Here is a 13,517-nt window from a genome sequence, read left to right as displayed (position 1 = left end):
ATCACAGCGAGATCACGGGATCGCAACGGAGGGCGTGCGCCCGGCTTGATGCGCCATGTGTCCCGCAACCCCTCTGAGCAAACCTTTCATCGGAGAGATGAACCGGATGAGGTGAAACATATCCCACATATCGGTCGGCAAGTTGACACTGTGGGTGTGAGCCGCTGTCCTAGTGGGCATGCTCGCGAACTTGGCACACGCCTCGACCCGCCTCGCCGGGTCCCACGGTGCTGTCCGCGCTCGTCGTAGCTGTCGCTGTTCCTTCTGTACCGCGTGTCGCGCGTGTCCCGCGCGCCGCGGCCGTTGAGCCACCCGCTCCGGCCGACCCGCATCCGGTGATCCGGTCCACGCGACCGGCTCTCCCCTCCGCCCCGCCCGCACACCCGGGCGCGCGCTCTCGGCCTGCTCCTCGCTCGCCACGCTCCTCCGCCGCTTCTCCGCCCGGCTTCCGCCCTCTTTCGCCGAGGAACCCACCCCACCCATGAACAGCGACAGCGACCTCCAGATCGCCGGCGACATCCTCGAAGTCCCCCACCTCCTCCAGCCCCCGCGCGAGCACCCGGCCACCGTCGCCGAGTTCGCCGGGCTGGCCCGCTCGCTGGCCGCCGACCGGTCCCAGTGGGCGCCCCTCGTCCGCTACGACGCCACCACCCGCTGGTACCACCGGCTGCGCACCGGCCCCGGCTACGAGGTGTGGCTGCTCTCCTGGGTGCCCGGCCAGGGCAGCGGCCTGCACGACCACGGCGACTCCAGCGGCATCCTGACCGTCCTGGAGGGCACGCTCACCGAGCGCACCCCGCGCGGCACGCGCGTGCTGGACGCCGGCGCGCAGCGGGTGTTCGCCCCGGGGTACGCGCACGACGTGGTCAACGACTCCCTCGACGGCGCGGTCAGCCTGCACGTCTACCACCCGGGGCTGACCCGGATGCCGATGCACTCCCCGCAGTGCTCGGCCGCCGCCGCACCGCGCGACGCGGGCGCGGGCGCGGTGCCGGCCGGCTGACGCGCGGACGACCGGCCGGGACCGCCCGGCGTCGTGTGGAACGTCGGCGCGTCGACGGCTGGCCGACACGTTGTCGTCGCCGCCTGCAAGACTGACCCCATGCGCATTGTGGTTCTGGCAGGCGGCATCGGCGGTGCCCGTTTCCTGCGCGGCCTGAAGAGGGCGGCGCCGGACGCGGACATCACGGTCATCGGCAACACCGGGGACGACATCCACCTCTTCGGGCTGAAGGTCTGCCCGGACCTCGACACGGTGATGTACACGCTCGGCGGCGGCATCAACGAGGAGCAGGGCTGGGGGCGTTCCGACGAGACCTTCCACCTCAAGGAGGAACTCGCGGCGTACGGCGTGGGACCGGAGTGGTTCGGTCTGGGCGACCGGGACTTCGCCACCCACATCGTGCGGACGCAGATGACCGGCGCCGGCTATCCGCTCAGCGCCGTGACCCAGGCGCTGTGCGACCGCTGGCAGCCCGGCGTACGGCTCATCCCCATGACCGACGACCGGGTGGAGACGCACGTGGCCGTCGAGGTGGACGGCGAGCGCAAGGCGGTCCACTTCCAGGAGTACTGGGTACGGCTGCGGGCCTCGGTCCCCGCCGAGGCCATCGTGCCGGTCGGCGCCGAGCAGGCGAAGCCCGCGCCCGGCGTCCTGGAGGCCCTCGCCGAGGCGGACGTCATCCTCTTCCCGCCCTCCAACCCGGTCGTCTCCATCGGCACCATCCTCGCCGTGCCCGGCATCCGGGAGGCGATCGCCGACGCCGGGGTGCCCGTGGTGGGCCTCTCCCCGATCGTCGGGGACGCGCCCGTGCGCGGGATGGCCGACAAGGTCCTCGCGGCGGTCGGCGTGGAGTCCACGGCGGCGGCCGTCGCCGAGCACTACGGATCGGGGCTGCTCGACGGCTGGCTGGTCGACACCGTCGACGCGGGCGTCGTCGACCGGGTCGAGGCGGCCGGCATCCGCTGCCGGGCGGTGCCGCTGCTGATGACGGACACGGACGCCGCGGCCCGGATGGCCGAGGAGGCGCTGACCCTGGCGCGGGAGGTGCGGCCCGCATGAGCACGCCCCCCGCCGACGGGTTCCGGGTCTGGGCCGTCCCCGGGCTCCCCGAGATCCAGCCGGGCGACGACCTGGCCAAGCTGATCGTGGCCGCCGATCCCGGCCTCGCCGACGGGGACGTGCTCCTCGTCACCTCCAAGATCGTGTCCAAGGCCGAGGGCCGCGTGATCGAGGCCGCCGACCGGGAGGCCGCGATCGACGCGGAGACGGTCCGGGTGGTGGCCCGGCGCGGCGCGCTGCGCATCGTCGAGAACCGGCAGGGCCTGATCATGGCCGCGGCCGGGGTCGACGCCTCCAACACCCCCGCCGGGACGGTGCTGCTGCTCCCCGAGGACCCCGACGCCTCCGCGCGGGCGATCCGCGAGGGGCTGCGCGACCTCCTCGGCGTGGACGTCGGCGTCCTCGTCACCGACACCTTCGGGCGGCCCTGGCGCTCCGGGCTGACCGACGTGGCGATCGGCGCCGCCGGGGTCCGCGTCCTCGACGACCTGCGCGGCGGCACCGACGCGCACGGCCACCCGCTCAGCGCCACCGTCGTCGCCACCGCCGACGAACTCGCCGCCGCCGGCGACCTGGTCAAGGGCAAGTCCGCCGGACTGCCCGTCGCCGTGGTGCGCGGACTGCCGCACGTGGTCGCCGAGGACGACGGCGAGGGGACGCGGGCCATGGTGCGCGGCGCCCGCGACGACATGTTCCGCCTCGGCACCTCCGAGGCGGTCCGGCAGGCGGTCACCCAGCGCCGTACCGTACGGGCCTTCACCGACGAGCCGGTCGATCCGGGCGCCGTGCGCCGGGCGGTGGCCGCGGCGGTCACCGCGCCCGCCCCGCACCACACCACGCCGTGGCGGTTCGTGCTGCTGGAGTCGGCCGTCTCCCGGCTGCGGCTGCTGGACGCCATGCGGGACGCCTGGATCGCGGACCTGCGCCGCGACGGCCGGAGCGAGGAGTCCATCGCCAGGCGGGTGCGGCGCGGGGACGTCCTGCGCAACGCCCCCTACCTCGTCGTCCCCTGCCTGGTCATGGACGGCTCGCACACCTACGGGGACGCGCGGCGCGACGGGGCCGAACGGGAGATGTTCGTCGTCGCCACCGGCGCCGGCGTGCAGAACCTGCTGGTGGCCCTCGCCGGGGAGCGGCTCGGCTCGGCCTGGGTGTCCTCGACGATGTTCTGCCGGGACGTCGTCCGGGAGGTGCTGGACCTGCCCGGCGACTGGGACCCGATGGGCGCGGTCGCGGTCGGCCACCCGGCCGAGGAGCCGAGGGAGCGGCCGGAGCGGGACCCGGACGCCTTCATCACCGTGCGCTGAACACGACGACGGGGTCGCCGGGCCGCCCCGGCGACCCCCTACTCTCGTAGGGACCCCCGCTCCCCAGCCCCAGGACCCCCTTCGTGGCAGGACGCTTCGCCCCCCGGCCCCCGCGCGCGACCCCCGTGTCGCCCGGCGGGTCCGCCGCCGTACCCCCGCGCGGACGCGTGCCGCGCCAGGCACCGGCGCCCGGGGCGGTCCGCGTGTGGGTGCCGGACGGGCCGCTGGAACCGGGGCTGGTCCTCGGCCCGCTGCGGCGCGGCCCCGGCGATCCGACCTTCCGGTCGCTGCCCGACGGGTCGGTGTGGCGGGCCAGCCGGACCCCGGCCGGTCCGGGCACCCTGCGGATCTCCGTGCACGGCGGCGAGGTGCGCGGCCAGGCGTGGGGGCCGGGCGCCGGATGGCTGCTGGAGCGGCTGCCCGCGCTGCTCGGCGCCGACGACGACCCCCGCGCGTTCGTGCCCCGGCACCGGCTGCTGGCGCTCACCGCGCGCCGGCGGCCCGGACTGCGGCTGACGCGGACCGGGCTGGTGCTGGAGTCGCTGATCCCCTCGGTCCTGGAGCAGAAGGTCACCACCCTGGAGGCGTACCGGGCGTGGCGGCTGCTCGTGCTCCGGTTCGGGGAGCCCGCGCCGGGGCCCGCGCCCGAGCGGATGGCCGTCATGCCGGCGCCGCGGACCTGGGCGCTGATCCCGTCGTGGGAGTGGCACCGCGCCGGTGTCGACGACAAGCGGGCCTCCACCGTGCTGCGGGCCGTGCGGCTCGCCGCCCGGATGGAGGAGACGGCCGGGATGGAGCCCGAGGAGGCCCGGCGACGGCTGGAGGTGGTGCCCGGCATCGGCCCCTGGACCTCGGCGGAGACGGTGCAGCGCAGCCACGGGGCGCCGGACGCGGTCACGGTGGGCGATCTGCACCTGCCGGGGATCGTCGGGTACGCGCTGGCCGGTGACCGGTCCGCCGACGACGCGGAGATGCTGCGGCTGCTGGAGCCGTACGCCGGTCAGCGGCACCGGGCCGCGCGGCTGGTGCTGCTCAGCGGACAGGTGCCGCCGCGCCGGGCCCCGAGGATGGCACCGCGCCGCATCGAACGCCTCTGACACGGTCACCCCGGCCGCTACGTCCCCGTCACGCGCCGGATCACCCGCCGGACGGGAAGCGCACCGAGCCCGCCGGGGTGCCGAGGTCCAGCCAGTGGGCCGAGTCGGCCGTGCCGTGCGGGTGCGTCCCGTCTCCCGGCGGTCCGGGGAAGGCGTGCGTGCGCATCAGCGCGCGGATGTCCGGGCCCGTCAGGACGTCGCCGTTGAAGACGAGTACCGGCTCGTCGGGACCGGAGTCCGGCCGGACTTTCTTCCCGCCGGCCAGTGCGGGCAGACCGTTCCCCGGCGCCGGCGGGAGCCGCGTGGTGCGCGGCCCCCGTGGCGGTGCCGTCCTCGACGGTGCTCAGCGCCCCTGGTAGGAGGCCGCGGCGGAGCGGGCGGTGCCGAGCTTCGCGTACAGCTCGGCGCCGGGGCAGCTCGTGGAGAAGCCGTCCCGGTGGCCGGAGATGGTGTTGAGCCGGACCGTCCTGCCCTTGCGGTGGAGGTTGCCGCCGGCGGACTTCAGGGAGGTCGTGCCACGGGGGTCGACGCCCTGGAGGCCGAGCTTCCACGCGGTGAGCCGGGCGACGGCCGTCACGGCGGCGGACGGTGGCCGGTGGGAGCCGAAGGTGCCGAGGACGGCGATGCCCGTGCTGTTCGCGTTGAAGCCCATGGTGTGGGCGCCGAGGACGGGTTCGGCGACGCCGCCCGCGCGGCCCTCGTAGATCTTTCCGCACTTGTCGACGAAGAAGTTGTAGCCGACGTCGCGCCAGCCGAGGCTGCGCACGTGGTAGCGGTAGATCCCGCGGATCACCGAAGGCGCCTGTGCGCAGCGGTAGTCGTTGCCGGTGGCGGTGTGGTGCACGAAGGCGGCGCGGACCTCCTTGGTGTGGACGAAGGACTGCTCACGCAGTTTCTCGTCCGCGCCCCAGCCGTGGCGCGTGACGATGGCGGGGCGCGGTCCGATGTGCCGCTTGGCCCGCTGCCCCGCCGGCACGCCGGTGCCGCCCGCGAGTTGGCCTTCGGTGGCGGCGGCCTGGTCCAGGGCCTCGCGTTCGGTGGCGGCCCGGTCGAGGGCGGGAAGTTCGGTGGCGGGGAGTTCGGTGGCGGGCGCGGCGGGGGTCGTGGGGCCTGTGGGGGCCGTGGGGGTCGCGGGGGTCGCGGGGGCGCCGGCCCGGCCGGAGGGCGCGGGCGCGGGCAAGTCGCCTCCGGGGTCAACGAGTTCGAGGCGGAGTCCGGAGGGGAGCGGGCGGGCGGGCCCCCGGGTGTGCGGGTCGCCGGGGCCGTCTTCCGCGCGGACGCGCAGCTCGACGCCGTCCGCGTCGCCCACCCACAGCGGGGCGGTGGCCCCCCGCACCCCGCCCCGGGCGCTCTCGGCGGTGGCGGGGTCGGGGGCGTGGTCGTCCTGGTGGGTCTCCAGGTCCCGCCAGTGCGACCAGGTGCCGGTGCCGGCCGCGCGGGTGCGGACCTGGACCTGGCCGTGCAGCGGGGCGCCCGGGTCGTCCCAGACGACGCCGACCAGGGAGAAGGGGCGTACGGACTGGCGGGGCACGCCCAGTTGGGCGGTGCCGGGGGCGCTCGGGGCGCGGTCGCGGGCGAGGGAGCGGAGGGGCAGTGACCGGGTGGCGCCGGGCACGGCCACCGCGGTGGGCGCCGTCGCCGTCGTTCGTCCGGTGCCGGGGGGCGTCGGGCTCGCGGGGGTCGCCGGGGAGGCCGTCGCGGGGAGCGCGGCGGCCGGCAGGGCGAGTGCGGTCGCGCAGGTGACGCCGATCGAGGAAGCAAGGAATCCACGCATGCCCCTGATCCTGAACATAGTCGGATAAATCTGTCCATTCGGGATCTGACGGCCCGTAGGGTGCCGCCGCCCGCCGGGGTGGCCCGGCCACTCGGTGCCCGGCGGCGGCGCCGCGTACGCTTGCCCAGGTGAACGCGACCGACCGCACCCCTGCCGACCTGCTGAGTTCCGCGCTCGCCGCGGACCCGGGACGCCCCCTGGTGACCTTCTACGACGACGCCACCGGCGAACGCGTCGAACTTTCCGTGGCCACCTTCGCCAATTGGGTGGCGAAGACCGCCAACCTCCTTCAGGACGAACTCTCCGTCGAACCCGGCGACCGGGTCGCGCTGCTGCTGCCCGCGCACTGGCAGACGGCGGTGTGGCTGCTGGCGTGCGCCTCGGTGGGCGTGGTCGCCGACATGGCGGGCGAGCCGGCCGCCGCCGACGTGGTGGTCAGCGGGCCGGACCCGGAGTCGCTGGAGGCGGCACGGGCCTGCCGGGGCGCGCGGATCGCGCTGGCGCTGCGCCCGCTCGGGGGCCGTTTCCCCCAGGTGCCGGAGGGTTTCGCCGACTACGCGGTGGAGGTGCCGGGGCAGGGCGACCGCTTCGCTCCGTACGCGCCGGTGGACCCGGACGAGCCCGCGCTGATCGTGGCCGGACGGGAGTTCAGCGGCGCCGAGGTGGTGGAGCGGGCACGGGCGGAGGCGTCCGAGGTGGGCCTGACCGGGCCGGGCACGCGCATCCTGTCGGGGCTGCCGTACGACACCTGGGAGGGGCTGAACGCCGGGCTGTACGGGCCGCTGGCGACCGGGGGCTCGGTGGTCCTCTGCCGTCATCTGGAGCGGGCCGGGCAGGAGACGCTGGACCAGCGGATCGAGACGGAGAGGGTGTCGGCGACGGCACGGTGACGTACCGCCGGGGGCGCGGGGGCCGGTGCGCGTCGCCAGGGGCGCGGGGCCCGGGTGCGCATCGCCGGGGCGCGGGGGGCCTGGTACGCATCGCCGGGGCGCGGGGGCCGGTGCGCCGGGCCGGGACCCCCGCCGGGCCGCGCGCCTCGGCATGACGGCCCTTATCGACAAAGCCCTTTGTATTCCAGGCCATTGACCGGCATTCAGGAAACCCCGCCCCCTCCCCGGCTTCCGCGCGGCCCGCGCCCCGCCCCTTTGCGCGTTCCGTCCGCACTCTTACGCGATCTGCGCGACATCCCCACGGAACACGCGCAATTCCCTTGGCGCGCAAGGGAGTTCACCGATCATGACACTCCTCGGGGCCTCTGGCGGAATCCCGGCGAAGAAGTCGCCGCCCCCTTCCGCACCGGGACGAATCGGCATCCGGGGGACCGTTCCCCCGGGGAATTCCGGCACTCCGGGCACCACGGCCGGCCCCTGACGCCGTACCGGAATCACCGGGCGGGCCGCCGCCTGGACGCCTCCGGGGAACCGCCCTGGGTAAAGCGCCCTCCAAAAGCCCGCCAAGAAGAGCCGGACACCGCGGCCTTTACCCGAAAGATGGGGTGGATCGGCCGGTTGTCGGAGCCGTGGAATACGTCACTGCCGACCTCCGGCGCCGAATCGGGCAGTTAATCTGAGCGATCCGGTGAGCGATCCGGTGTGCCCGCCCGAAGAGCCCGCCCCGAGGGGCGGGTCCCGCACGGCGGGAGCGAGCGAGACCGTGCGCCTTGGGGGAAGGCGCCGCGTGGCCCCGACGGAGGATGCGGAAACCGTGGACGCGCAAGGACGTGGGCGGGCGGAGAACATCGACCCCGCAGACCAGTGGGTACTCAACCCGGCCACCGGGGAATACGAACTGCGACTGCCCGCCTCCGCACCGCCACCGGGCCCGCCGGGCCCCCGGGGCGGCGCCCCCGCCCGGCCCCGCCCGCCCCGCGACCGCACCGCCGGCGCCGTACGGGCCCCCGCGCCCGAGACCGGCGCACCGGCCCCCGAACGCGTCCCGCCGGAGCGCGTCCCGGCGCAGCGCAGGCGGCGCAAGGCCCCCGAGGAACCGCCGCCCGGACGGCGCGGGCGCCGGCACACGGGGCGGAAGAAGTCCCGGGGCCGCAAGGCGCTGCTGTGGACCGGCGGGGTCCTCGCCTTCGTCGTCCTCGCCACCGGCTCGGCCGGCTACCTCTATCTCCGGCACCTCAACGGCAACATCTCCTCGCTGCCGGACGACGGCGCGAGCACCGGCGGCTTCCGCAAGGACCAGCCGGTCAACATCCTGCTGATCGGCACCGACAAGCGCACCGGCAGCGGCAACGAGGGGTACGGCGACGCGGGCAGCGTCGGGCACGCCGACACCACGATCCTGCTGCACGTCGCCAAGGACCGCTCCAACGCGACCGCGCTGAGCATCCCGCGCGACCTGATCGTCGACATCCCCGACTGCCCGACCACCCAGGACGACGGCTCGACCCAGATCATCCCCGGTTCCCCCGACGCCCGGTTCAACACCAGCCTCGGCCAGGACGGCCGCACGCCGAGCTGCACCATGCGCACCGTCACGGAGCTGACGGGGGTGACGCCGGACAACTTCATGGTCGCCGACTTCAACGCGGTCAAGACGCTGACCTCCGCGGTCGGCGGGGTCGAGGTCTGCCTCGGCAAGGACATCGACGACCGCGACTCCCACCTGAAGCTCTCCGCGGGCACGCACACGATCCAGGGCGAGGAGGCGCTGGCCTTCGTGCGGACCCGGCACTCGGTGGGGTTCGGCGGCGATCTGAGCCGGATCGAGATCCAGCAGCAGTTCCTCAGCGCGCTGATGCGCAAGCTGAAGTCCAACGACACCCTCACCAGTCCCGCGAAGATGCTGAAGCTGGCCGAGGCGGGCACCCAGGCGCTGACCGTCGACGCCCAGCTCGACGACATCGGCAGGCTGAAGGACCTCGGCCTGGAACTGGGCCGGCTCGACATCAAGAACCTCACCTTCACCACCGTGCCGGTGGTCGACAACCCCGGGGAGAAGGTCAAGTCGTCTGTCGTCCTCGACGAGGGCAGCGCGCCGCAGGTCTTCCAGATGATCCGCGACGACGTCTCCTTCACCGAGGTCAGGAAGGAGGAGAAGAAGGAGCAGGCCGACGCGGCGGCGGCCCGGCTGAAGGGCCCCAAGTCGCCGGCGTCCGAGGTCCGGGTCCGCATCCTCAACGGCGGCGCCCCCGACGGCAGCGCGCAGAAGGAGCTGCTCTACCTCCAGAACGAGGCCGACGTCACGAGGTCGGAGAACGCCGGCGACGCCCCGAGGGACGTGGCGAAGACCACCCTGGAGTACGACCCCGACCAGGCCGACCAGGCCCGCGCCCTCGCCGCTCTCCTCGGCCTGTCCGGCTCGGCCATGAAACCGGGCGAGAGCGTCGTCAACTCCCAGGGCCTGCCCACGATGACGCTCACCCTCGGCAAGGACTTCAAGGGCGCCGGAGTCAAGCTCGACGCACCCGCCGGGAAGGCTCCCGAAGGGCTCCAGAAGTCGACGGCGGACAAGGTGGCATGCGCGAAGTGACCTGACTGGACACCGACCGGGCGGAGATGCTCAGGAATATGAGCCAAATTGCCCTGTTGTAGGATCGTCGAATTTGTCACCTGTGTCGTTCGGCGCTGAACTTGGCGGATAGTGTGAGCGCTCCAGTGCCCGCGCCGCGTGCTCCGCCCTGGCCGCGTGCACTTGCTGACCCCTTTACCGTGCGCCTTCCGGGAAGGCGCCGCGTGGCCCCGACGGAGGATTGGGAGACCGTGGACGCGCAAGGACGTGGGCGGGCGGAGAACATCGACCCCGCAGACCAGTGGGTACTCAATCCGCGTACGGGCGAATACGAATTGCGACTGCCCACATCCGCTCCGCGACCGGCCGCCGGCTCCGCACCGCGCACGGACGTCCCTCCTCCGCGCGGGCCCGCCCCGCACACCACCGGCTCCGCTCGGGCCCCCGGGCCGTCCGCCGCGGACCGGTCCGCCCCGGACCCGTCCGCCGACGCCGACGACCCCGCGCCGCCCACCCGCGCGAGCCGCTCCCGTACCGCCTCGCCCGGCCGGGAGGTGCCCCCGCAGCGGCGGCGCCGCTCCGCGCCCGAGGAGCCGGCCCCCGGCCGGCGCGGCCGTCGGCCGGCGAAGAAGCGGCGGGGCGGAAAGATCCTCATGTGGACCGGCGGCACCACGGCCTTCGTCGTCCTCGCGGCCGGTGTCGGCGGCTACCTCTACCTCAAGCATCTCGAGGGCAACGTCTCGACGACGGACGTCGGCAGCGCCGGCAGCAGCAACTTCAGCAAGGACGAGGCGTTCAACATCCTCATCATCGGCACCGACAAGCGCACCGGTGAGGGGAACGAGGGGTACGGCGACGCCGGCAGCGTCGGCCACGCCGACACCAACATCCTGCTGCACGTCGCCAAGGACCGCTCCAACGCGACCGCGCTGAGCATCCCCCGCGACATGATCGTCGACATCCCGGACTGCCCGACGAAGCAGGACGACGGTTCGACCCAGATCATCCCCGGCGAGACGAGCGTCCGCTTCAACCGGAGCCTCGGCGAGAGCGGGCGGGACGCCGGCTGCGCCATGCGTACCGTCAAAGAGACGACCGGCATCTCCGTCGACCACTTCATGATGGCCGACTTCAACGCGGTCAAGACGCTGACCACGGCCGTCGGCGGCGTGGAGGTCTGCGTGGAGAAGGCCGTGGACGACAAGAGGTCCCGGCTCAAGCTGCCCGCCGGCACGTCCACGGTCGCGGGCGAGGACGCCCTCGCCTTCGTCCGCACCCGGCACGCCTTCGGCAACGAGGGCGACCTCGACCGCATCAAGGTGCAGCAGCAGTTCCTCGGCTCGCTGATGCGGAAGATGTCCTCCGGCGACACCCTCACCAGCCCCACCAAGCTGGTGAAGCTGGCCGAGGCGGCGACCGGCGCGCTCACCGTCGACGCGGCGATCGGCGACGTCGGCACGCTCAAGGACGTCGCCCTGGAGCTGAAGAAGGTGCCGACGAAGAACATCACCTTCGCCACGGTGCCGGTGGACGACAACCCGGAGGAGAAGGTCAAGGCGACGGTCGTGATGAAGCCGGAGGCCGCCCAGGTCTTCGACATGATCATCAGCGACATCTCGTTCACCGAGGTCAAGCAGCAGGAGAAGAAGGAGGCCGCCGCGGTCGCCGCCCGGCTGGAGGGCGCCAAGTCCGCCCCCTCCGAGATCCGCGTCCGCGTCCTCAACGGCGGGGCCGCCACCGGCAGCGCGCAGAAGGAACTGGCCTGGCTCCAGACCGAGGCCGGCGTCACCAAGTCCGAGAACGCCGGCAACGCGCCGAAGGACCTGGCGAAGACCACCCTCGAATACGCCCCCGACCAGGCCGACCAGGCGCGCGCCCTCGCCGCTCTCCTCGGACTGTCCGGCTCGGCGATGAAGCCGGGCGAGAGCGTCACCAACTCCCAGGGCCTGCCCACGATGACGCTCACCCTCGGCAAGGACTTCAAGGGCGCCGGGGTCAAGCTCGACGCGGCCTCGGTGAAGACGCCGCAGTTGGAGAAGTCCACCGCCGACAAGGCCGAGTGCGCGAAGTAACCCTGTGGGCCCCTCGTGCGTCTGACTTGACGTGCGGTGGGCCCGCACCGTGGTTCGGGGTTGGGGAAGGACGCGTAAGTGACGCAGAGCAGTGTGCGGGAGCGGGACGCCCGGCAGGGCGTGTCCGAGGCTCCCGAGGACGAGGTCGCTCAGGAGACCGACGGCCCCGGTGACGGCGGTGACGGCGCCGACGGCACAGGGGGAGGCGGAGGCGGGAACGAGGCCGGCAGACGGCCGCGCCGCGGCCGGCGCGCGCTGCGCTGGACCGCGCTCACCCTCGCGGTGCTCATAGCCGGCGCGGCCGGCGCCGGTTACCTCTACTACGAGCACCTCAACGGCAACATCAAGAAGGACACGCTCAACCTGGGCGACAAGAGGCTCGCCGAGCCGACGCCGAACGCGGCCGGCCAGACCCCGCTGAACATCCTCGTCATCGGCTCGGACGCCCGTGACACCGAGGAGAACCAGCAACTGGGCGGCGCCCGCGAGACGTTCGGCTCCACGCCGCTGGCGGACGTGCAGATGCTGGTGCACGTGTCGGCGGACCGCAGCAACATGTCGGTGATCAGCATGCCGCGCGACACCCTGGTGCGGATACCCAGGTGCACCGACCCGGAGGACGGCACCGTCTACCCGGCGAGCCAGGGCCGGGTGATGACCAACCAGAGCCTCGGCCACGGCGGCCCCGGCTGCACCGTCGCCACCTGGCAGGAGCTGACCGGCATCCACATCGACCACTTCGTGATGGTCGACTTCGCCGGAGTGGTCTCCATGGCCGACGCCGTCGGCGGCGTCCCGGTCTGCGTGGACGCCAACATCCACTCCCGCGACGCCAAAGGACACGGCTCCGGCCTGAAGCTGGAGAAGGGCACCCACCCGGTCCGCGGCGAACAGGCCCTCCAGTGGCTGCGCACCCGCTACGGCTTCGAGGACGGCAGCGACCTGGCGCGCGCCAAGGCGCAGCACATGTACCTCAACTCGATGGTCCGCGAGCTGCGCGAGAACGCCACCCTGAGCAGCCCCGGCAAACTGCGCAGGCTGGCCGAGCAGGCCACCGACGCCCTCACCGTCGACCCGGGCCTGGACACCGTGAAGAAGCTGTACGACCTGAGCAACGAGATGCGCAAGGTGGAGCCCGAGCGCATCACCATGACCACGATGCCCAACCGGTACGTGGGCGCCCGCGTGGAGCCGACCCAGGACGCGACGCAGCTCTTCCGGCTGGTGCGCGAGGACATCGCGCTGGACGGCAAGGACACGCCGAAGGAGCAGGGCGCCGCCCCCGAGGAGACGCCCTCCGAGGACCCGCCCGCCGCCGACGACCGGATCTCCGTGCAGGTCCGCAACGGCACCCGTACCGAGGAGCGCGCCGCGGTCGGCGGACGCGCGGGCACCGTCGCCGCGCTGCTGGTGGGGAAGGGCTTCGGCCGGGCCCTGGCCGACTCCTCCCCGCTGCCCGGCGAGGAGCGGACCGTCGTGCGCTACCCGAGCGCCGAACTGGAGGGCGACGCCCGGCGGGTCGCCGAGGTCCTCGGCATCCCGGAGAGCGCCGTCCTGCGCTCGACCGACGTGTCCGGCGTCACGCTCGTCGTCGGCGCGGACTGGCGCGAGGGGACCTCGTACGAGGCGCCGCCCGAGGACGACACGACGCCGGAGTCGGCCGAGGCCCTCAACGGCGCCGACGAGAGCGCCTGCATGCGGGTGAACCCCGCCTTCACCTGGGAGTGACGGGGCGTTGCCGGACCC

Annotated in this window: 9 protein-coding genes and 1 pseudogene; 8 read left to right on the top strand and 2 right to left on the bottom strand. The window is 73.8% G+C overall.

Going from position 1 to position 13,517, the window contains the following annotated elements; all coding sequences use genetic code 11:
* The first annotated feature begins 481 nt into the window (after positions 1–481).
* From J5Y05_RS24280 to J5Y05_RS24265, 4 genes are all read left to right on the top strand, one after another.
* Positions 482–1,003: a cysteine dioxygenase gene (locus J5Y05_RS24280; protein WP_210875184.1), complete on the top strand. Its 522-nt coding sequence runs from the start codon at positions 482–484 to the stop codon at positions 1,001–1,003.
* 99 nt (positions 1,004–1,102) lie between these two features.
* Complete coding sequence (gene cofD, locus J5Y05_RS24275; RefSeq protein WP_210875183.1) at positions 1,103–2,062, top strand: 2-phospho-L-lactate transferase; 960 nt, start codon at positions 1,103–1,105, stop codon at positions 2,060–2,062.
* Positions 2,059–3,369, top strand: coding sequence for a coenzyme F420-0:L-glutamate ligase (locus J5Y05_RS24270; protein WP_210875182.1), 1,311 nt, complete (start codon positions 2,059–2,061; stop codon positions 3,367–3,369). Before cofD ends, J5Y05_RS24270 begins: the two co-directional genes overlap by 4 nt.
* Positions 3,370–3,452: 83 nt before the next feature.
* A complete protein-coding gene (locus J5Y05_RS24265; RefSeq protein WP_210875181.1) occupies positions 3,453–4,466 on the top strand; it encodes a DNA-3-methyladenine glycosylase family protein in 1,014 nt (337 codons plus the stop codon).
* Positions 4,467–4,524: 58 nt separating this feature from the next.
* Here the strand turns inward: J5Y05_RS24265 and J5Y05_RS32675 are convergent.
* Positions 4,525–4,710: pseudogene (locus J5Y05_RS32675) on the bottom strand (hypothetical protein); the annotation flags it as partial.
* Positions 4,711–4,809: 99 nt separating this feature from the next.
* Positions 4,810–6,240 carry a peptidoglycan recognition protein family protein gene (locus tag J5Y05_RS24260; RefSeq protein WP_210875180.1) on the bottom strand — a complete coding sequence of 477 codons (1,431 nt, stop codon included), beginning with the start codon at positions 6,238–6,240 and terminating at the stop codon, positions 4,810–4,812.
* 128 nt (positions 6,241–6,368) lie between these two features.
* Between J5Y05_RS24260 and J5Y05_RS24255 the strand changes: the two genes are divergently transcribed.
* The 4 genes from J5Y05_RS24255 to J5Y05_RS24240 all read left to right on the top strand — a co-directional run bounded on the left by J5Y05_RS24255 (position 6,369) and on the right by J5Y05_RS24240 (position 13,499).
* Positions 6,369–7,130, top strand: coding sequence for a TIGR03089 family protein (locus tag J5Y05_RS24255; protein WP_210875179.1), 762 nt, complete (start codon positions 6,369–6,371; stop codon positions 7,128–7,130).
* A gap of 814 nt (positions 7,131–7,944) precedes the next feature.
* On the top strand, positions 7,945–9,720 hold the full coding sequence (locus J5Y05_RS24250) for an LCP family protein (protein ID WP_210875178.1): 1,776 nt from the start codon (positions 7,945–7,947) through the stop codon (positions 9,718–9,720).
* A 230-nt stretch (positions 9,721–9,950) separates the two neighbouring features.
* On the top strand, positions 9,951–11,771 hold the full coding sequence (locus J5Y05_RS24245) for an LCP family protein (protein WP_210875177.1): 1,821 nt from the start codon (positions 9,951–9,953) through the stop codon (positions 11,769–11,771).
* Positions 11,772–11,849: 78 nt separating this feature from the next.
* Positions 11,850–13,499: an LCP family protein gene (locus J5Y05_RS24240; protein WP_210875176.1), complete on the top strand. Its 1,650-nt coding sequence runs from the start codon at positions 11,850–11,852 to the stop codon at positions 13,497–13,499.
* The last annotated feature ends 18 nt before the right edge of the window (positions 13,500–13,517 follow it).

It is taken from the genome of Streptomyces tagetis (genome assembly GCF_018069565.1).
Classification (GTDB): Bacteria; Actinomycetota; Actinomycetes; order Streptomycetales; family Streptomycetaceae; genus Streptomyces; species Streptomyces tagetis.
The sequence above is the reverse complement of the archived record's forward strand: the minus strand, read 5'-3'. Positions and strand labels throughout refer to the sequence as shown.

Bases quoted from the DNA above. Each gene is read 5' to 3' on its own strand.
- J5Y05_RS24280 (WP_210875184.1), top strand. From the start codon at position 482: ATGAACAGCGACAGCGACCTCCAGATCGCCGGCGACATCCTCGAAGTC.
- cofD (WP_210875183.1), top strand. From the start codon at position 1,103: ATGCGCATTGTGGTTCTGGCAGGCGGCATCGGCGGTGCCCGTTTCCTG.
- J5Y05_RS24270 (WP_210875182.1), top strand. From the start codon at position 2,059: ATGAGCACGCCCCCCGCCGACGGGTTCCGGGTCTGGGCCGTCCCCGGG.
- J5Y05_RS24260 (WP_210875180.1), bottom strand. From the start codon at position 6,240: ATGCGTGGATTCCTTGCTTCCTCGATCGGCGTCACCTGCGCGACCGCA.